We start from the raw sequence: 19,196 nt of genomic DNA, 5'->3' as shown, positions 1-19,196 counted from the left end.
CTGAAGCGGGAGAGACAGGAGAATAACCTGCGCCGGCATTAAGACATTGAAAACAAAAAGAATAATTGAACGGAAATAATGGAGGTGCTTTTTTGAGCAATACAAAGAAAAGTAAATTACGGATTATTCCACTGGGCGGATTAGAAGCCATTGGAATGAACATTACTGCCTTTGAATACGAAGACAGTATTATTGTCGTGGACTGCGGTTTATCATTCCCGGAGGATGATATGCTGGGAATTGACCTGGTAATCCCGGACATCACATATTTAAGAGATAATATTGAAAAGGTAAAAGGCTTTTTTATTACCCACGGACATGAGGATCATATCGGCGCTCTGCCGTATGTATTAAGAGAAATCAATGTTCCTATTTATGCCACAAAGCTGACCAATGGGATTATTGAGCATAAATTAAAAGAACACAGTATGCTGACAAAAGTAAAGCGTAAAGTTGTGAAATATGGACAGCATATTAATCTTGGGTGTTTCAGAGTGGAGTTTATACGGACAAACCACAGTATCCAGGATGCGGCAGCTCTTGCGATTTATTCCGGTGCGGGCACCATTGTTCACACCGGAGACTTTAAAGTAGATTACACGCCTGTATATGGAGATGCCATTGATCTTCAGCGCTTTGGAGAGATTGGAAAGAAGGGCGTGCTGGCGCTGATGTGTGACAGTACCAATGCGGAGCGGCCGGGATTTACTATGTCTGAAAAGACTGTTGGAAAAACCTTTGACAATATATTCAGTGACCATAAAAACAACAGAATTATTGTAGCTACCTTTGCATCCAATGTGGACCGCGTACAGCAGATTATTAATACGGCTTATAAGTTTGACCGGAAGGTTGTAGTAGAGGGAAGGAGTATGGTAAATATTATTGCCACTGCTTCTGAACTGGGATATCTGAATATCCCAGACAATACTCTGATTGAGATTGAACAGCTGAAAAACTATCCGGATGAGAAAACTGTTTTGATTACAACCGGAAGCCAGGGGGAACCGTTAGCAGCGTTGTCTAGAATGGCCAGCGGTATGCACCGCAAGGTAAAAATTCAGCCAAACGACCTGATTGTATTCAGCTCCAATCCGATTCCGGGCAATGAAAAGGCTGTTTCAAAAGTAATTAATGATTTATATGTTCAGGGAGCAGAGGTTATCTTCCATGATACTCATGTATCCGGACATGCCTGCCAGGAAGAAATGAAGTTGATTTATTCTCTGGTACGGCCCAAATATTCTATTCCTGTACACGGTGAGTATAAGCACCGGAAAGCACAGGCCCAGGTTGCCCAGGAGCTTGGAATCAGCAAGGAAAATATTTTAATGCTCTCTTCCGGAGATGTGCTGGAATTAGATGAAGAGGGAGCGAAGGTAGTAGATAAGGTACAGGTAGGCGCAGTTTTCGTGGACGGTCTTGGGGTTGGCGACGTAGGAAATATTGTTATGAGAGACCGCCAGCATCTTGCGGAAGACGGCATTATTATTGTGGTATTAACATTAGAGTCAGGTTCCGGACAGATACTGGCTGGACCGGATATTGTTTCTAGAGGTTTTGTCTATGTCAGAGGATCTGAAAGTCTTATGGATGAGGCGCAGCATGTATTAAATGATACGGTATATCAGATTTCTGAAAAAGGAATTACCGACTGGGGTAAAATAAAGACAGAAATTAAGGATTCTCTGGGTGAGTATGTATGGAAGAAAACCAAGAGAAGACCAATGATTATGCCGATTATAATGGAGGTGTAGATCATTTCATGAACGATATTGAGAAAGCTGCAAATTCTTTTCTGGCAGCAGTAAAAAACAGCAGTGAATATCAAAGATACCAGAAAGCCCGGAGTGAAATCAGGCAGTATCCGGAAAAAGTGCAGAAGCTTTATGAGTTTAAGAAAAGGAACTATGAGCTGCAAAACAGCGGTGACCGTATAGATCTTTTTTCGGAACTGGACCAGCTTCAAAAGGAATATAATGAGTTCAGAAATGATGCCGTGTGGAATTATCTGGAGGCAGAGAGCACTGTCTGTAAAATGATTCGTCAGATCAACTGGATGCTGGCAGAGAATCTGGAGATTGAAACTGTACTGCCGGATGATGAGCGGCAGGGATAAGAATGATAATTAACGAAAGACTTGTAACATACATCAATTCCCTAAAGGATGATAATACTGAGCTTTTAAATTGTATTGAAAAGGAGGCTCTTGAGGCATTTGTTCCCATTATCCGGCCGGAGATGCAGACCTTTTTGAAAGTGCTGCTGGCACTAAAGCGCCCCGGACGGATTCTGGAGGTGGGAACAGCTGTGGGATTTTCTGCTCTCTTGATGGCGGAATATAATCCGATTCTGGCAGAGATTGTAACCATTGAAAATTATGAAAAACGGATTCCCATTGCCCGGGCCAATTTTAAGCGGGCAGGGCGCCAGGAGCAGATCACTCTTTTAGAAGGGGATGCGGCGGACTGGCTGAAAAAATTGGAAGAACCTTTTGATTTTATTTTTATGGATGCGGCAAAGGGACAGTATATTCACTTTCTGGATGATGTTTTACGTTTGTTAAATCCAAACGGAATTTTGATTTCAGATAATGTGCTTCAGGATGGAAATATTATAGAGTCGCGGTTTGCAGTGACAAGACGGGACCGCACCATTCATAAACGTATGCGGGATTATCTGTATCAGCTGACCCATCACAGACAGCTTCAGACATCGGTACTGCCTTTTGGAGACGGAGTTACAGTCAGTGTGAAATCAGAACAAGAGAAATGACAAGAGGAAAAGATATGAAACGTCCTGAATTACTGGTTCCGGCCAGCAGCCTGGAAGTATTAAAAATAGCGGTAGTATTTGGAGCGGATGCCGTATATATCGGCGGCGAGGCTTTTGGCCTCAGAGCCAAAGCCAAAAACTTTACGCTGGAAGAGATGCGGGAAGGAATTGAGTTTGCCCATGAGCATCAGGTGAAAGTATATGTAACCGCCAATATTCTGGCTCATAATGATGATCTAGAAGGGGTGCGCACTTATTTTCAGGAGTTAAAAGAGATAAAGCCGGATGCCCTGATTATTTCAGATCCGGGAGTATTTATGATTGCCAGGGAAGTATGCCCTGAAATTGATATTCATATCAGTACCCAGGCCAATAATACCAATTACGGAACTTACCGTTTCTGGTATCAGCAGGGGGCGAAACGTGTAGTGACAGCCCGGGAGCTTTCTGCGGAAGAATTGACGGAAATCAGAGAGAAAATTCCAAAAGATCTGGAAATGGAAACGTTTATTCATGGCGCTATGTGTATTTCCTATTCCGGCAGGTGTCTGCTGAGTAATTATTTTACAGGCAGAGACGCCAACCGGGGAGCCTGTACACATCCGTGCAGATGGAAGTATTCTATTGTGGAGGAAACCCGTCCCGGAGAATATATGCCGGTATATGAGAATGAACGTGGAACATATATTTTTAATTCCAAGGATTTGTGCATGATTCAGCATATTCCTGAAATGCTTGCCACTGGGGTGGACAGTTATAAAATCGAAGGGCGTATGAAAACAGCTCTTTATGTGGCAACAGTGGCCAGAACCTATCGGAAGGCCATTGATGATTATCTGGAAAGTCCGGAGAAATATAAAGAGAATATGCCCTGGTATCTGGATCAGATTTCCAACTGCACATACCGGCAGTTTACAACGGGATTTTTCTTTGGAAAGCCGGATGATACCGCGCAGATTTATGACAATAATACTTATGTAAAGGAATATACGTACCTGGGAATTGTAGGAGAGTGCACAGAAGAGGGCCTCTATCGGATTGAGCAGAGAAATAAATTTTCCGTAGGTGAAATCATTGAAGTTATGAAGCCAAATGGAGATAATATAGAAGTAAAGGTTCGTCAGATTTTGGATGAGGAAGGAAATGCACAGGAATCAGCGCCGCACCCCAAACAGGTGCTGTATATTGATCTTGGACAGCCTTTGGAGAAATTTGACATTCTGCGAAGAAAAGAGGAGGACTAAAATGGCGAAGGAATCATATGTGGCCTATGTAGGAACTTATACCAGAAGCAGCAGTCTTGGCATTCACATCTTTGATATTGATACAGATAACTGGAGCATGAAGGAACGGAAAGTTGTTCCAATTAATAATCCGTCAGATCTGATTGTATCTGCCAACGGGAAATATTTGTATTCTATTGCTGATGAGGGTGTGAGATCTTTTAAGATTCTGCCGGACGGAGATTTGAAACCTATGAATGCGGCATGGATTGGCGGGATGCGGGGCTGTTATCTGGAAGTAGATGATTTGAACCGTTATCTGTTTGTTGCAGGCTATCATGACGGCCGCGTTACCATGATGCACCTGAATGAGGATGGAACCATTGGCAAGCTTGCCTGCGGAATTTTTCATGAAGGAGTTGGCGGCAGTGTGGCTGAACGTAATTCCATCGCTCATGTTACCTGTGTGAAAGTGACCATCGACCAGAAATATCTGTGCGCTGTAGACAGCGGTATTGACCAGGTTAAGGTGTATGAAATTGATTATGAAAAAGGGAACTTAAAGCTCTGTGATATTTTGAGAGGTCATCTGGATAACGGGCCTAGAATGATTCGGTTTCGCAAAGAATTAAACTGCGCATATGTTTTATGCGAAAGAAAGAACTGTGTGTATGTTTACCATTATGATAAAAATGACTGTATGAAAGAGCGTATGGAACTGATTCAGGAGGTTCCAACAGTGGAAGCGGCAGAAGTAGAGCGGTGTGCGTCTTCCGGAATAGAGTTTTCCCCGGATGGAAAGCATCTGTTTGTTTCAAACGCCGGAGTAAATTCTGTTACCGTGTATTCTGTAGATCAGGAAACCGGGCTTTTGACAGAAATCTGTCAGAACAGTACCAGACAGGATTATCCAAAAACCCTGGCAGTTATGCCGGATAACGAGCATTTTGTAGTGCTGAACCACAGCAGCAATCAGATCTGCTCTTTTAAAATGAATTATGATAAAAATTATTTTCTGATGGATTCAAAACCAATTGATATTCACCGGCCCAATTGTATCTTTATTCATAAGCTGGGTGATACATCAGCGTCTTAGGACGGGATGGTTTGAATAATTTTTCAAATTATGAGCGAGGTGTGGATATGGAAAAAGATCCTTTTGGGGAATATCTAAAAGAGTCCGAGCCGGCTCAAGCCTATAAAGGTTATATGTGGAGTACGGCCATTGGGCTTCAGGCGGTGGACGGACTTAAACCATCTCAATATTTGATTGACACTGCCGTTTTAAATATTGAAGGGAAAATTACGCTGAATGAGGTTCAGAGCCTTATTGAGAGCTATTATGAAGAAAAACCTGCTCATATAGCGGATGATGAACGTACCGAGGAAGCTGATAAGGTGTCTTCGCGTATTGTTAAAATATTGTCCGAGGAAGCATTTTCTTTCACTCCAAATGAGTATATTTCTATTCATCGTAAGTTGTTTCAGGGGATTTATAAACACGCCGGGAAGATAAGAGACTATAATATTACGAAAAAAGAATGGGTATTAGATGGAGCAACTGTTCTGTATGGAAGTGCAACAGAGCTGAAAGCTACACTGGAATATGATTTTTCACAGGAAAGAGATTTCAGTTATCAGGGGCTTTCCATGGATGAAATTATCCGTCATCTTGCCCTGTTTATTTCCAGGCTGTGGCAGATTCACATTTTTGGAGAAGGCAATACACGTACTACAGCAGTGTTTTTTATTAAATATTTAAGGTCTCTTGGTTTTGCGGCAGCCAATGATATTTTTTCGGAGAATGCATGGTATTTTAGAAATGCCCTTGTCCGTGCAAATTATACGAATCTGCAAAAAGGTGTGTATGAAACAACAGAATACCTCGAAGCATTCCTCAGAAACCTTCTTTTGAATGAAAAAAATGAACTTCTTAACCGTAATTTACACATACGGAAATCCCGGGAAAATAAAAATGTGGATATTTAGGATAAAATAAATGGATACGGAAAATGTTCCATATGAAAAAAAGATTCTCACAGAAAAATCAGGTGTTGAAAATTCTTGATTATTCTGTGAGATTCTTTTTTGCTCTGTAGGAAATACTGTGTTGTGATAAAGCTGAAAAGTGCCGATTCCTATAGAACAAAAAAACGCTCCGCTGTGGATCGCACTGCGGCGGAATGGAGTCATGTCGCAAAAGCGACCCGCCGCAGGCGGAGAATCCTGCCGCTGCAGGAATCTTTTTTAATTAATGCAGAGTTTTATTTTTTGTCTATTTCTGATAGAAGTCCAGAATTTTTCTATTGTCTGCACTCATATTTTTTAAGATCATATCCGCCAGGGTCAGTGCAGTCATGGTTTCTACTACAACTACTGCCCGGGGAACGATAATTGGATCATGACGTCCTTTGATTTCCACGGTGATTGGAGTCCCATCTGTGCGGACTGTCTGTTGAGGTGCGCCAATGGACGGAGTAGGTTTGATGGCTGCCCGGAAAATAATAGGAGAGCCGTCACTGATGCCGCCTAAAATGCCGCCGGCGTGATTTGTTTTTTTGGAGATGTTTCCCTGATCGTCTGTGCAGAAAGCATCGTTATTGGTGAGGCCTGTAGCGTCTGCTGCCAAAAAGCCGTCCCCGATTTCAAAACCTTTCACGGCGCCAATGGAAAAAATGGCTTTTGCCAGATTGGCATCCAGTTTTTCAAATACCGGGTCGCCGATTCCGGCAGGAACTCCGGTGATTACACATTCGATAATCCCTCCGCAGGAGTTTTTTTCTGCCATACACTGGTCCAGATAGTCTGCGGCCCTTTTTGCGGCCTGAGCATCCGGCATACACACACGGTTGTTTAAAATTTCTCTGGCATTAAAGTCTGCCATGTTACAGTGAATAGGACCAATTGATTTTGTATATGCGGTAATATGGATTCCCAGCTGTTTTAAAAACAGAGAAGCAATAGCCCCTCCGGCTACACGGCCGATAGTTTCACGCCCGGAAGAGCGGCCGCCGCCCCGGTAATCCCGGAAGCCGTATTTGGCATCAAAGGTAAAGTCTGCATGTCCGGGGCGATAGTATGATGCGATTTCACTGTAATCTTTGGACTTCTGGTTTTCATTTCGAACCATCATGGAAATTGGGGTTCCGGTTGTTTTTCCTTCAAAGACGCCGGAGAGGATTTCCACCTGGTCAGATTCTTTTCTTGGGGTAGTATATTTTGATTGTCCCGGTTTTCGGCGGTCAAGATATTCCTGGATCATGGATTCATCCAGAGGAATACCTGCAGGACATCCGTCTGCCACTACACCGAGACCTTTTCCATGGGATTCTCCCCATGTTGTAATTTTAAAAATTGTTCCGTAATCAGATCCGGCCATAAATGCCTCCATATTATAAAGTATTGTAATGCAGACAGCCATATGCTGTCAGAGTGTATCATAAACAGTTTAACGATAAATGTATGATCTGACAATAAGTAATTGGGATTTTAGACTATACTTTTTTTTCTGCCTTCGCTATAATAGGAACCGTTGATTAAGATGAAATAAAAGGATAAAGAACCATTTTTACCTGAAGAGAGGATGTTAAAAATGTACAGAATTATAAAAAAGGATGGTCTGGCCAAGAGAGGAGAGCTTCAGACCGTTCACGGAACCGTTCAGACACCGCTGTTTATGAATGTAGGTACGGCGGCAGCCATCAAAGGAGCTGTGGCCACCACTGATCTTTTGAAGATTAAGACTCAGATTGAACTTTCAAATACGTACCATCTCCATGTGCGGCCGGGAGATAAGCTGATCAAAGAACTGGGAGGACTTCACAAGTTTATGGTGTGGGACAAACCAATTCTCACGGATTCCGGCGGATTTCAGGTGTTTTCACTGGCGGGGCTTAGAAAAATCAAAGAAGAAGGCGTTTATTTTAATTCCCATGTGGACGGACGGAAAATTTTTATGGGGCCGGAAGAGAGTATGCAGATTCAGTCTAATCTGGCGTCAACCATTGCCATGGCTTTTGACGAATGTCCCTCTGCTGTTGCAGACCGGGGATATGTGCAGAATTCTGTGGACAGAACGTTCCGCTGGCTGGGGCGGTGCAAGGATGAGATGCAGCGGTTAAATGGTCTTGAGGATACCATTAATAAGCATCAGATGTTGTTTGGTATTAACCAGGGGGCCATTTATGATGATATCCGTGTGGACCACGCCAAAAGAATCAGTGAGCTGGATTTGGACGGATATGCCCTGGGAGGACTGGCAGTGGGCGAAAGCCACGAGGAAATGTATCATATTCTGGATGTGACAGTCCCCCATCTGCCTGTTGACAAGCCAACATATCTCATGGGAGTAGGAACGCCGGCAAATATCCTAGAAGCTGTGGACAGGGGCGTGGATTTCTTCGACTGCGTATATCCAAGCAGGAACGGCCGTCACGGACATGTATATACAAATTATGGCAAGTTAAATCTTTTTAATCAGAAGTATGAGAAAGATATGCGTCCCATTGAAGAAGGATGCCAGTGTCCCGCATGCCGCACTTACAGCAGAGCTTATATCCGGCATCTGCTGAAGGCCAAAGAGATGCTTGGTATGCGTCTGTGTGTTCTCCACAATCTCTATTTTTATAATACGATGATGGAAGAAATCAGAGAAGCTATTGAGCAGGAGCGGTATCGGACATATAAGGAAGAAAAACTATACCGGATGAGTCAGGGAAAGTAGCAGTTTCCTGAGGTTTCTTTAATATTTTACGAAAAAGGCTTGATACAGCAGGTTTTTTCATGTAGAATAAAAAAAGATTTGATTATCAAATAAAAAGTTAGATATTTGAGGAGGATTTTTCATGTTAGCAAGTGGTGCTGGACAGTACAGCTCATTAATTATTTGGGTTGTTATTTTAGTAGCTTTCATGTTCTTCTTTATGATTAGACCTCAGAAGAAAGAACAGCAGAGAAAAAGAGATATGTTATCCCAGATGGAACCTGGCGATACAGTACTTACGTCAAGCGGTTTCTATGGAACATTAATTGATATCATGGACGACACTGTAATCGTAGAATTTGGAAATAACAAGAACTGTCGTATTCCTATGCAGCGTGCGGCAATTGCTCAGATTGAGAAAGCAAACACCGGTGCAGAAGAGTAAGCAGCGGAATCTTATTGTAAGAAAATGACAATGCTTCTGAAATATAAATGTTAAACATTTTATGTTTCAGAAGCTTTTTCATTTACTGTAAAGATCGGGGGAGTATAGCAGTATCCAAAAAAACACTAGTTGAAATTGTAATATAAATGTAATATTATAGGTACTATCAAGTTTTGGGAATGCAGATAGAGTGCCCGAAAGGTTAGGGCGCAGTGAAAGGGAACGCTGGAATTTGTTATAAAGCAGGGAGGAAATTGTGATATGACATTTCATATAGGAGTTATTTCTGGGGACGGTATCGGACCGGAGATTGTTACAGAAGCCAGAAAAGTACTAGATCGAATCGGGAACATATTTGGACATCAGTTTGAATATGAAGATATTTTGATGGGAGGCTGTTCTATTGATGCCACAGGCGTACCTCTCACAGAGGAAGCCATCTGTCAGGCGAAATCTTCAGATGCGGTACTTATGGGCTCCATCGGAGGAAATACCTCTACTTCGCCCTGGTACAAGCTGGCGCCGGAGCTTCGGCCGGAGGCAGGTCTGTTAAAGCTTCGGAAAGCTTTAAATCTGTTTGCAAATTTAAGACCGGCCTATCTGTATGAAGAGTTAAAAGAAGCATGTCCTCTGCGGGAAGACATTATTGGAAGCGGATTCGACATGATGATTATGCGGGAGCTGACCGGCGGATTATATTTCGGAGCCCGTAAAACAGAGCCGGTGGACGGTGTTATGACAGCTGAGGATACCCTTACATATAATGAGAATGAAATCCGCAGAATTGCGGTAAAAGGATTTGAGATCGCACGGAAGCGCCGGAATAAGGTAACAAGTGTAGATAAGGCCAATGTCCTTGACTCCTCCAGACTCTGGAGAAAGATTGTGGAAGAAGTTGCAAAAGATTATCCGGAAGTTTCTTATGAGCACATGCTGGTAGACAATTGTGCTATGCAGCTGGTTAAAGATCCCAAGCAGTTTGATGTAATCCTTACGGAAAACATGTTTGGCGACATTTTATCAGATGAAGCAAGCATGGTAACGGGATCCATAGGTATGCTCTCAAGTGCAAGCCTTAATGATACAAAGTTTGGTTTATATGAACCAAGCGGCGGTTCTGCTCCGGATATTGCCGGGCAGGGGATAGCAAATCCTATTGCCACCATTCTTTCGGCTGCAATGATGCTGCGGTATTCTTTTGATCTGGATCAGGAAGCAGATGCCGTGGAGGAAGCAGTAAAGCAGGTATTAAAAGACGGGTATAGAACCATAGATATTATGCCCCAGGAAGCGGATAAAAAAGCGGCTGTGACACAGGTGGGTACAGCTTTGATGGGTGATCTGATCTGTGAACGTATTCATAACTAGGAAGCAGGCCACAAATAACAAGTTATAAACAGGCGGACAAGCCGTTTTAGAAGTCCCAAAAGATGCGGGAAAGATATATATAAATTAAGGAGAAAATTTATGAGAAGTGATAATGTAACAAAAGGAATCCAGCAGGCGCCTCACAGATCTTTGTTTAATGCTCTGGGTTTCACAAAGGAAGAGCTGGAAAGACCTCTGGTTGGTATTGTAAGTTCTTATAATGAAATTGTGCCGGGCCATATGAATATCGACAAAATTGTTGATGCTGTAAAAATGGGCGTTGCCATGGCCGGCGGTACTCCAATTGTGTTCCCTGCCATTGCGGTATGCGATGGTATTGCTATGGGACATACAGGAATGAAATATTCTCTTGTAACTAGAGATCTGATTGCCGATTCAACAGAATGTATGGCACTGGCGCATCAGTTCGATGCTCTTGTAATGGTGCCCAACTGTGATAAAAATGTTCCGGGACTGTTAATGGCAGCTGCAAGACTGAACATTCCAACTGTATTTGTAAGCGGCGGTCCGATGCTGGCCGGAAAAGTAAAAGGGAAAAAGAGAAGCCTTTCTTCTATGTTTGAAGCAGTTGGTTCTTACGCTGCAGGTACAATGTCAGAAGATGAAGTGCTTGAATATGAAAATAAAGTGTGTCCTACCTGCGGATCCTGTTCCGGTATGTACACTGCAAACTCCATGAACTGTCTTACAGAGGCCATCGGTATGGGACTTCAGGGAAATGGAACCATTCCGGCCGTTTATTCTGAAAGATTGAAGCTTGCAAAACATGCAGGTATGAAGGTTATGGAGCTCCTTGAGAAAAATATCCGCCCAAGAGATATTATGAATGAAAAAGCATTTATGAATGCACTGACCATTGATATGGCCCTTGGATGTTCTACAAACTCCATGCTGCATCTTCCTGCTATCGCACATGAAGCAGGCGTGGAAATTAACCTGGATATCGCCAACGAATTAAGTGCCAAGACGCCAAACCTTTGTCATTTAGCGCCGGCAGGTCCTACTTATATGGAAGACTTAAATGAAGCAGGCGGCGTATATGCAGTGATGAATGAGCTTGATAAATTAGGACTTCTTTATACAGACCTGATTACTGCTACCGGAAAAACAATTGCAGAAAACATAAAGGGCTGTGAGAATAAAAATCCGGAAGTAATTCGTCCAATTGACAATCCTTACAGCAAGACTGGCGGAATTGCAGTGCTGAAAGGAAATATTGCACCGGATTCTGCAGTAGTAAAACGTTCTGCAGTAGTAGAAGAAATGATGGTTCACCAGGGACCTGCCCGTGTATTTGACTGTGAAGAAGATGCAATCGCAGCAATCAAAGGCGGAAAAATTGTGGCCGGTGATGTTGTTGTAATCCGGTATGAGGGGCCAAAAGGCGGACCTGGTATGAGAGAAATGTTAAATCCTACTTCTGCAATTGCAGGTATGGGCCTGGGTTCTTCTGTAGCGCTGATCACAGACGGCCGTTTCTCAGGTGCATCTAGAGGCGCATCTATAGGACATGTATCCCCGGAAGCCGCAGTGGGCGGACCAATTGCTCTGATTGAAGAGGGCGATATTATTAAAATCAATATTCCGGAAAATACATTGAATGTTGATGTATCTGATGAAGAGATGGAAGCGCGCCGTGCAAAATGGGAACCAAGAGAACCGAAGATCACAACCGGTTACCTGGCTCGTTATGCATCCTTAGTTACTTCCGGAAATACAGGAGCTATTCTTAGAACACCTGAAAAATAAAAAAAGAAAGTTCGGAAGAGAGAACATAAAAATTGATCGGTGGAGACGGATGAACCTTCTGTCTCCACCTTAAACTTATAGAAGAAGAAAGCGGGGACTTGGAACATGCAGCTGACAGGCGCACAGATAGTAATAGAATGTTTGAAAGAACAGGGCGTGGATACTGTATTTGGTTATCCGGGCGGAGCGATTTTAAACTTATATGATGAGCTGTACAAACACAGCAGTGAGATTCACCATGTATTAACTTCCCATGAGCAGGGAGCATCTCATGCCGCAGACGGGTATGCCAGAGCTACCGGAAAAACAGGAGTATGTTTTGCCACATCAGGACCGGGAGCTACAAATCTGGTAACCGGCATTGCCACTGCCTATATGGATTCTGTTCCAATGGTGGCAATTACCTGTAACGTTGGAGTGCCGCTGCTTGGGAAAGACAGTTTTCAGGAGATAGATATTACAGGAATCACAACTCCTATTACAAAGCATAATTTTATTGTGAAGGACGTAAAGGACCTGGCCGGTGTAATAAGGAGAGCTTTCCGTATAGCAGGGAAAGGGCGTCCGGGGCCGGTGCTTGTGGATATTCCTAAGGATGTGACGGCAGAAGTAACAGAATACACCTGTCAGAAAATAGATCCCATTGCCCGGGTGACGGATAAGATGACAGATGAAGATATCCACAGGGCAGTGGAAATGATACAGCAGTCAAAGCGGCCGTTTATATTTGCAGGCGGAGGCGCTGTGATAGCAGATGCAGACCAGGAGCTTTTAGAGTTTGTTTCAAAAGTTCAGGCTCCGGTTACGGATTCCCTCATGGGAAAAGGCGCTTTTTCCGGGACAAATGAACTTTATACCGGAATGCTTGGTATGCACGGAACAAAGGCATCTAACTACGGCGTCAGTGAATGTGATCTTTTGATTGCTGTAGGTGTCCGGTTCAGCGACCGTGTAACGGGAAATGCGAAACGTTTTGCAGACAAAGCAAAGATTCTGCAGTTTGATGTGGATCCGGTTGAAATCAATAAAAACATTGTGACCGATGCCAGTGTTATGGGTGATATCCGGGAAATTTTAAAAGCTGTCAATAAAAAGCTGCCTCAGCAGAACCATGATGAATGGATTGAAAAAATCAAAGAATATAAATTAAAATTCCCTATGAAGTATCCGGCTGAGGGGTTAAGCGGTCCGTATATCATGAAACAGATATATGAAAAAACCGGCGGAGATGCTATAATTGTCACAGAAGTAGGACAGCACCAGATGTGGGCCGCACAGTTTTACAGATATCAAAAACCAAGAACCTTTATTACTTCAGGGGGACTTGGCACAATGGGATACGGCCTGGGCGCAGCCATCGGAGCACAGCTTGCAAGACCGGATAAACGGGTAATAAATATCGCCGGTGACGGCTGTTTTCGAATGAATATGAATGAGATTGCCACAGCGGTAAGAGAACGGCTGCCTTTGATTCAGGTAGTTGTGAATAATCATGTGCTGGGTATGGTACGTCAGTGGCAGAATCTGTTCTATGAAGAACGATACTCACATACTGTTTTAAATGACAGTGTGGATTTTGTAAAACTGGCAGAGGCTATGGGAGCAGACGGCGTCCGGGTGACAAACCGTCAGGAGCTTGATGCGGCTCTTGAGAAGGCCCTTGCCATGAAAACACCGATTTTAATCGACTGTATCATTGACTGTGACGAGAAGGTATGGCCTATGGTAGCTCCGGGAGCCGCCATCAGTGAAGTCTTTGATGAGCAGGACATGAAACAGTCTTAAAATAGCTTATAAAAGCAGGAGGATAAAAATAATGAGCAGAGTGTATAATTTCTCAGCTGGTCCGGCAGTATTACCGGAAGAAGTATTAAAAGAAGCTCAGGAAGAAATGATGGATTACCGTGGATGCGGTATGTCTGTAATGGAAATGAGCCATCGTTCTAAAATGTTTCAGACGATTATTGATGAGGCTGAAGCAGATCTAAGAGAACTGATGAATATTCCTGATAATTACAAGGTACTGTTTTTACAGGGCGGAGCTGCACTGCAGTTTGCAGGGGTTCCTATGAATCTGATGAAAAACGGTGTGGCTGACTATATTGTTACCGGCCAGTGGGCGAAAAAGGCCTATGTAGAAGCTCAGAAATACGGAAAGGTAAATAAAGTTGCTTCCTCAGAAGATGAGACTTTTTCCTATATTCCGGATTGTTCTGATCTTCCAATTGATGAGGATGCAGACTATGTCTATATCTGTATGAATAACACAATTTACGGAACGGTATTCCATGAACTTCCGAATACAAAAGGGAAAACCCTTGTAGCAGATATTTCATCCTGTTTCTTATCAGAACCCCTTGATGTAACAAAATTCGGTCTGGTATACGGAGGCGTTCAGAAAAATGTAGGACCTTCCGGAGTACAGATTGTAATTATCCGGGAAGATTTGATCCGGGAAGATCTCCCACAGTGGGTACCGACTATGATGTCCTACAAAGTACAGGCAGACAATGGTTCTATGTACAATACACCGCCATGTTACGGTATTTATATCTGTGGAAAAGTGTTTAAATGGATCAAGGGCCTTGGCGGTCTAGAAGCAATGAAAAAACGCAATGAAGAAAAAGCAGCGGTTCTTTATGATTTCCTTGACAGCAGTAAGATGTTTAAAGGAACAGTTAGAAAAGAAGACCGTTCTCTTATGAATGTTCCGTTTGTAACAGGAGATAAGGATCTGGATGCAAAATTTGTTGCAGAAGCAAAAGAGGCAGGCTTTGAAAACCTCAAAGGCCACAGAACTGTTGGCGGTATGAGAGCTTCTATTTACAATGCAATGCCAAAAGAAGGCGTTGAGAAATTGGTAGAATTTATGAAAAAATTCGAAGCTGAAAATGCTTAAAAATAAAAAGTGTGTTGAGAGAAAAGAGGAAAAATCATGATTCAGTATAATTGTTTAAATCCAATCGCTGCCTGCGGTTTAGATCTGTTTACAGATGCATATCAGAAAACAGATGATATCAATGAGGCCAGAGCAGTTTTAGTAAGAAGTGCGGCTATGCATGATATGGAGCTTCCAAAGTCTTTGGAAGTAATTGCCCGTGCAGGAGCAGGGGTGAATAATATTCCCCTGGATAAGTGCGCAGAAAAAGGAATCGTTGTATTTAATACCCCGGGTGCAAATGCAAACGGTGTAAAGGAGCTTGTAATTGCAGGAATGCTTCTGGCTTCCCGTGATATTACCGGAGGTATTGACTGGGTAAAAGAGAATGCAGCTGACGAAAACATTGCAAAAGCTGCCGAAAAAGCCAAAAAAGCTTTTGCAGGAACAGAAATTATGGGCAAAAAGCTTGGAGTTATTGGTCTGGGAGCCATCGGCGTCAGAGTTGCAAATGCAGCATGTGCACTGGGGATGGAAGTTTACGGATATGATCCGTATCTTTCTGTAAATGCAGCCTGGAATGTAGACAAAGCTGTAAAACATGTGATCACAGCAGAAGATATTTACAGAGAATGTGATTTTATTACCATTCATGTGCCTTTGCTGGATACTACAAAGAAAATGATCAACAAAGAAGCAATTGATATGATGAAGGATAACGTTGTATTTTTAAACTTCTCCAGAGATACGCTTGTAGATGAAGAAGCAATGGCAGCTGCTTTAGAAGCAGGAAAAGTAAAAAAATATGTAGTTGATTTCCCCACTCCTGCTACAGCAGGAAAAGAAGGCTGTCTTGTAATTCCACACCTGGGAGCTTCCACAGAAGAGTCTGAAGATAACTGTGCAGTGATGGCGGTAAAGGAAATTATAGATTATATTGAGAACGGAAATATTACAAATTCCGTAAATTATCCCAACTGCAATATGGGAGTATGCAGCGGAGCAGCTCGTATTGCTATCCTCCACAAAAATGTTCAGAATATGATTGCTCGCTGTACATCCGTTTTGGGTGAAGCCGGCATTAATATTTCTGATATGACAAATAAGAGCCGCGGCGATTATGCATATTCTCTGTTTGACCTGGATGCGTCTGCCACAGCGGAAGTAACTGAGAAGCTTGCTGCTTTGGAAGGCGTATTAAGAGTCAGAGTAATTAAATAATTCAGTGTGATTTAAGCTCCACATTCTGAGCAACTTTAGAAACTGCTGCAAAACAGGTATATATTCCTCATATTTGCAGCAGTTTTTCATATAACAGGAAAGGAAATGAAAATATGGCAGTAATCAGACCCTTTGCGGGCATCCGGCCCTGCAGAGAAAAAGCAGAAAAAATAGCGGCGCTTCCCTATGATGTTTACAACAGAGAAGAAGCGAAAAGAGAAGTGGAAGGGGAGCCGGAATCCTTTTTAAAAATTGACAGAGCGGAAACACAGTTTGATGATTCTGTAGATACTTATGCGCCAGAGGTTTATGAAAGAGCCCATGATACTTTATGGAAAATGGTAGAAGACGGTGATTTTATCAGAGATGAAAAGCCCTGTTATTACGTTTATGAATTAACTATGGATGGAAGGACCCAGACGGGAATTACAGCCTGCGCTTCCATTGACGATTATCAGAATGGCGTGATTAAAAAGCATGAGAATACAAGGGAGGAGAAAGAGCAGGACAGGATCCGGCATGTGGATGTCTGCAATGCTCAGACAGGTCCTATTTTTCTGGCTTACCGGTCCTGCGAAACAATAAATCGAATTGTGGAGCGTACGAAACAGAATGAGGCAGAATATGATTTTACTGCTTCTGATGGAATCCGCCACAGAGTATGGATAATTCAGAAAGAAGGAGATATTAAAGCTTTAAAAGAAGCATTTGAAGGGATTCATGAGATTTATATTGCAGACGGCCACCACCGGGCAGCCTCAGCTGTGAAGGTAGGTCTGAAACGAAGAGCAGAGCATCCGGGATATTCCGGAGAGGAAGCCTTTAATTATTTCTTGTCTGTGCTGTTTCCTGATGATCAGCTGATGATCCTTGATTATAACCGGGCAGTCAAAGATTTAAATGGAATGTCTGAAGAAGAATTTCTGAAAAAAATGGGAACAATATTCCATGTGAAGCCGGTAGCTGAAGAATTTCGGAAACCGGAGAACGCAGGTGAGTTTTCTATGTATCTTGGAGGTAAATGGTATCTTTGCACCATTGATGGCAAAGATATTCCGGATGACCCTGTGAAGTCTTTGGATGTGTCGCTTCTGCAGGAGCTCCTGCTGGATCCTGTGCTGGGGATTTCTGATCCGAAAACCGATACACGGATTGATTTTGTAGGTGGGATCCGGGGGCTTGATGAGTTAGAGCGCCGCTGCAGTCTTGACTGTAAAGCTGCTTTTGCTATGTATCCAACCGCCATTGGACAGCTGTTTGCAGTGGCTGACGCAGGACTTTTGATGCCGCCGAAATCTACCTGGTTTGAACCAAAGCTGCGAAGCGGCCTGTTTATTCATTATATAGGGAAGCCTGGGGAGTTTCCTGTAAGCTGTATTTAAAATAACTGGAGATAACTATGTTTTTTTTATCATCGAATCACAATATTGTTGATACTGTGACAGAAACGCTGTCTGAAAATGTAAATATTATCAGCTGGAAAACATTTGAAAAATACTTTGCGGATAAAGCGCCGGAAGTGATAGATTTTCTTGTAAAGCTTTTGATTGCGGTAATTGTACTGCTGATCGGGATCAGAGTTATTAAATTTATAAGAAAGCTTGTGAGGAAAACACTTGCAAAAACAAATCTGGATGAAGGATTAAAACAATTCCTGGATCATCTGCTGAATGTGGCTTTGTACTTTTTTCTGATTATGATTGTGCTGGGTAAATTCGGGATTACAGCAAGTTCCGTGATAGCAATTATCGGGTCGGTAGGATTGTCGGTGGGACTGGCACTGCAGGGAACGTTGTCCAATTTTGCCGGTGGTGTTCTGATCTTACTGTTAAAACCTTTTGTTGTAGGGGATTACATTAAAGAAGATACTCATGGCAACGAGGGAACAGTTTCTGAGATACAGCTGTTTTATACAAAGCTTGTTACGGTGGATAATAAAACGGTGATTCTGCCAAATGGGGCCCTGTCAAACTGCAGCCTGATTAATTTCACACATCAGAACAAACGTATGATTGACATGAAAGTAGGGGTATCTTATCAGTCGGACCTAAAAAAAGCAAAAGAAGTGATTTCGGAAGTGGTAAAGCAGGACCCTTCCCGTCTGCCGGAGGAAGAATTTCAGGTATTTGTATCTGAACTGGCAGATTCTGCAGTTATGATCGGCATTCGCACCTGGGTTTCAACAGAAGAATATTGGAAAGCCAGATGGCGGATTACAGAGCAGATAAAGTATACACTGGATGAAAATGGGATTGAAATCCCCTTTCCACAGATGGATATTACGGTTCACCAGGATACCGAACGTAAAAGTTAGTTAAATTCTAGGTTTCGATTGACAAATATTGACGAATGTGTTAAATTGAAATTGTGAAACATGCACAAAATGTGCAATTTTTTAGAAGGTATTAGGAGGAAGTTTTTATGCAGCAGGGAACTGTAAAATGGTTTAATGCAAAAAAAGGTTATGGGTTTATTTCTGATGCAGAAGGAAATGATGTATTTGTACATTTTTCCGCATTAAACATGGATGGATTCAAGGAATTAAAAGAGGGAGAACCGGTTGAATTTGAAGTTGTTGAGGGGGACAAGGGTCCTCAGGCAGCCAATGTAAATCGTCTCGAAGCTTAATTCTTAACAATAGTATTAATAGATGATGTAATCTGTTGTTGAATTTTTTTGCAGAAAACAAAGACAAAAGAGGGTACCGATTTCGGACAAGTCCAAAATTGATATGCTCCCTTCTAGGTAGACAAGTGAAATAATAAAAACTTGTTTGCTTAGGAGGGAGCATTTTCTATGTCAAAAATATCAGCA

At 42.6% G+C, this 19,196-nt stretch carries 16 protein-coding genes and 1 pseudogene; 16 read left to right on the top strand and 1 reads right to left on the bottom strand.

What is annotated here, in order from left to right; all coding sequences use genetic code 11:
* Nucleotides 1-92 precede the first annotated feature (92 nt).
* From OCV88_RS13830 to OCV88_RS13805, 6 genes and pseudogenes are all read left to right on the top strand, one after another.
* Complete coding sequence (locus OCV88_RS13830) at nt 93-1,757, top strand: ribonuclease J (RefSeq protein WP_330671977.1); 1,665 nt, start codon at nt 93-95, stop codon at nt 1,755-1,757.
* Nucleotides 1,703-2,119: a YlbF/YmcA family competence regulator gene (locus tag OCV88_RS13825; protein ID WP_158426035.1), complete on the top strand. Its 417-nt coding sequence runs from the start codon at nt 1,703-1,705 to the stop codon at nt 2,117-2,119. Before OCV88_RS13830 ends, OCV88_RS13825 begins: the two co-directional genes overlap by 55 nt.
* A 2-nt stretch (nt 2,120-2,121) precedes the next feature.
* Nucleotides 2,122-2,775 carry an O-methyltransferase gene (locus OCV88_RS13820; protein WP_158426034.1) on the top strand — a complete coding sequence of 218 codons (654 nt, stop codon included), beginning with the start codon at nt 2,122-2,124 and terminating at the stop codon, nt 2,773-2,775.
* A gap of 14 nt (nt 2,776-2,789) precedes the next feature.
* Nucleotides 2,790-4,019 (top strand): peptidase U32 family protein, encoded by a 1,230-nt coding sequence (locus OCV88_RS13815; RefSeq protein WP_158426033.1) that lies wholly within the window; start codon nt 2,790-2,792, stop codon nt 4,017-4,019.
* 1 nt (nt 4,020) lies between these two features.
* Nucleotides 4,021-5,094 carry a lactonase family protein gene (locus OCV88_RS13810; protein WP_158426032.1) on the top strand — a complete coding sequence of 358 codons (1,074 nt, stop codon included), beginning with the start codon at nt 4,021-4,023 and terminating at the stop codon, nt 5,092-5,094.
* 47 nt (nt 5,095-5,141) lie between these two features.
* Nucleotides 5,142-5,966 (top strand): annotated as a pseudogene (locus OCV88_RS13805) (Fic family protein); the annotation flags it as partial.
* Nucleotides 5,967-6,273: 307 nt separating this feature from the next.
* Here OCV88_RS13805 and aroC read toward each other — a convergent pair.
* Nucleotides 6,274-7,377: a chorismate synthase gene (gene aroC / locus OCV88_RS13800; protein ID WP_158426030.1), complete on the bottom strand. Its 1,104-nt coding sequence runs from the start codon at nt 7,375-7,377 to the stop codon at nt 6,274-6,276.
* 213 nt (nt 7,378-7,590) lie between these two features.
* Here aroC and tgt point away from each other — a divergent pair, with 213 nt between their 5' ends.
* The 10 genes from tgt (at nt 7,591) to OCV88_RS13750 (ending at nt 19,010) form a co-directional block, all read left to right on the top strand.
* A complete protein-coding gene (tgt, locus tag OCV88_RS13795; RefSeq protein ID WP_158426029.1) occupies nt 7,591-8,721 on the top strand; it encodes a tRNA guanosine(34) transglycosylase Tgt in 1,131 nt (376 codons plus the stop codon).
* A 121-nt stretch (nt 8,722-8,842) separates the two neighbouring features.
* Nucleotides 8,843-9,145: a preprotein translocase subunit YajC gene (gene yajC, locus OCV88_RS13790; RefSeq protein WP_158426028.1), complete on the top strand. Its 303-nt coding sequence runs from the start codon at nt 8,843-8,845 to the stop codon at nt 9,143-9,145.
* Between the two features lie 261 nt (nt 9,146-9,406).
* Nucleotides 9,407-10,513 (top strand): 3-isopropylmalate dehydrogenase, encoded by a 1,107-nt coding sequence (leuB, locus tag OCV88_RS13785; protein WP_158426027.1) that lies wholly within the window; start codon nt 9,407-9,409, stop codon nt 10,511-10,513.
* A 99-nt stretch (nt 10,514-10,612) separates the two neighbouring features.
* Nucleotides 10,613-12,283, top strand: coding sequence for a dihydroxy-acid dehydratase (ilvD, locus tag OCV88_RS13780; RefSeq protein ID WP_158426026.1), 1,671 nt, complete (start codon nt 10,613-10,615; stop codon nt 12,281-12,283).
* A 105-nt stretch (nt 12,284-12,388) separates the two neighbouring features.
* Entirely contained in the window at nt 12,389-14,068 is a 1,680-nt protein-coding gene (gene ilvB / locus OCV88_RS13775; protein ID WP_158426025.1) for a biosynthetic-type acetolactate synthase large subunit, read from the top strand.
* Between the two features lie 31 nt (nt 14,069-14,099).
* Complete coding sequence (gene serC / locus OCV88_RS13770) at nt 14,100-15,182, top strand: 3-phosphoserine/phosphohydroxythreonine transaminase (protein WP_158426024.1); 1,083 nt, start codon at nt 14,100-14,102, stop codon at nt 15,180-15,182.
* 36 nt (nt 15,183-15,218) lie between these two features.
* A complete protein-coding gene (locus OCV88_RS13765) occupies nt 15,219-16,382 on the top strand; it encodes a phosphoglycerate dehydrogenase (RefSeq protein WP_158426023.1) in 1,164 nt (387 codons plus the stop codon).
* A 113-nt stretch (nt 16,383-16,495) separates the two neighbouring features.
* A complete protein-coding gene (locus OCV88_RS13760) occupies nt 16,496-17,764 on the top strand; it encodes a DUF1015 domain-containing protein (RefSeq protein ID WP_158426022.1) in 1,269 nt (422 codons plus the stop codon).
* 17 nt (nt 17,765-17,781) lie between these two features.
* The gene (locus OCV88_RS13755; protein WP_158426021.1) at nt 17,782-18,696 is read left to right on the top strand and encodes a mechanosensitive ion channel family protein; all 915 of its coding nucleotides are present in this window, start codon (nt 17,782-17,784) and stop codon (nt 18,694-18,696) included.
* A 107-nt stretch (nt 18,697-18,803) separates the two neighbouring features.
* Nucleotides 18,804-19,010, top strand: a complete 207-nt coding sequence (locus OCV88_RS13750; RefSeq protein ID WP_158426020.1) for a cold-shock protein — start codon at nt 18,804-18,806, stop codon at nt 19,008-19,010.
* The last annotated feature ends 186 nt before the right edge of the window (nt 19,011-19,196 follow it).

It is taken from the genome of Brotonthovivens ammoniilytica (genome assembly GCF_025566885.1).
Taxonomy (GTDB): Bacteria; Bacillota; Clostridia; order Lachnospirales; family Lachnospiraceae; genus Brotonthovivens; species Brotonthovivens ammoniilytica.
The sequence above is the reverse complement of the archived record's forward strand: the minus strand, read 5'-3'. Positions and strand labels throughout refer to the sequence as shown.

What these genes read in the sequence shown, in the direction of transcription:
- OCV88_RS13755 (WP_158426021.1), top strand. Translation starts at nt 17,782, where the DNA reads ATGTTTTTTTTATCATCGAATCACAATATTGTTGATACTGTGACAGAA.
- OCV88_RS13815 (WP_158426033.1), top strand. Translation starts at nt 2,790, where the DNA reads ATGAAACGTCCTGAATTACTGGTTCCGGCCAGCAGCCTGGAAGTATTA.
- OCV88_RS13750 (WP_158426020.1), top strand. Translation starts at nt 18,804, where the DNA reads ATGCAGCAGGGAACTGTAAAATGGTTTAATGCAAAAAAAGGTTATGGG.
- yajC (WP_158426028.1), top strand. Translation starts at nt 8,843, where the DNA reads ATGTTAGCAAGTGGTGCTGGACAGTACAGCTCATTAATTATTTGGGTT.
- OCV88_RS13765 (WP_158426023.1), top strand. Translation starts at nt 15,219, where the DNA reads ATGATTCAGTATAATTGTTTAAATCCAATCGCTGCCTGCGGTTTAGAT.
- leuB (WP_158426027.1), top strand. Translation starts at nt 9,407, where the DNA reads ATGACATTTCATATAGGAGTTATTTCTGGGGACGGTATCGGACCGGAG.
- OCV88_RS13760 (WP_158426022.1), top strand. Translation starts at nt 16,496, where the DNA reads ATGGCAGTAATCAGACCCTTTGCGGGCATCCGGCCCTGCAGAGAAAAA.
- ilvB (WP_158426025.1), top strand. Translation starts at nt 12,389, where the DNA reads ATGCAGCTGACAGGCGCACAGATAGTAATAGAATGTTTGAAAGAACAG.
- ilvD (WP_158426026.1), top strand. Translation starts at nt 10,613, where the DNA reads ATGAGAAGTGATAATGTAACAAAAGGAATCCAGCAGGCGCCTCACAGA.
- OCV88_RS13825 (WP_158426035.1), top strand. Translation starts at nt 1,703, where the DNA reads ATGGAAGAAAACCAAGAGAAGACCAATGATTATGCCGATTATAATGGA.
- tgt (WP_158426029.1), top strand. Translation starts at nt 7,591, where the DNA reads ATGTACAGAATTATAAAAAAGGATGGTCTGGCCAAGAGAGGAGAGCTT.
- serC (WP_158426024.1), top strand. Translation starts at nt 14,100, where the DNA reads ATGAGCAGAGTGTATAATTTCTCAGCTGGTCCGGCAGTATTACCGGAA.
- OCV88_RS13810 (WP_158426032.1), top strand. Translation starts at nt 4,021, where the DNA reads ATGGCGAAGGAATCATATGTGGCCTATGTAGGAACTTATACCAGAAGC.
- aroC (WP_158426030.1), bottom strand. Translation starts at nt 7,377, where the DNA reads ATGGCCGGATCTGATTACGGAACAATTTTTAAAATTACAACATGGGGA.
- OCV88_RS13820 (WP_158426034.1), top strand. Translation starts at nt 2,122, where the DNA reads ATGATAATTAACGAAAGACTTGTAACATACATCAATTCCCTAAAGGAT.